Origin of the sequence: Streptococcus sp. HMSC062H02 (assembly GCF_001813005.1) — a bacterium.
GTDB classification, from domain to species: Bacteria; Bacillota; Bacilli; order Lactobacillales; family Streptococcaceae; genus Streptococcus; species Streptococcus oralis_S.
Genome location: NZ_KV811103.1, coordinates 1 through 228 on the forward strand (window position 1 = coordinate 1; position 228 = coordinate 228).

Annotated in this window: 1 protein-coding gene; it reads right to left on the reverse strand. The window is 35.1% G+C overall.

Going from position 1 to position 228, the window contains the following annotated elements:
• Positions 1–43 precede the first annotated feature (43 nt).
• Positions 44–228 (reverse strand): TlpA family protein disulfide reductase (locus tag HMPREF2885_RS03590; protein WP_398578106.1); only part of this gene is annotated, 185 nt, incomplete at its 5' end.

Below are 228 nucleotides of genomic sequence, written 5' to 3' on the forward strand. Positions count from 1 at the left end.
GTTGCTGTTTTGTCACAAGATACATACTTGGTATGGTTTGAACCTATAAAAGATCGGTTGCGGACTGATCTTCGTCATAATAATACGGGAAAGTATATCCTTTTTCTTTGATATACTGATCAGCAGTTTCCTTTGTTTCTTTTCCTGGTTCGTTCATATTCAGAAGAACAAAATGAATTTGATCTCCATACTTTTCATACATCTGCTGAACAATGGGTAGTTGTTTCT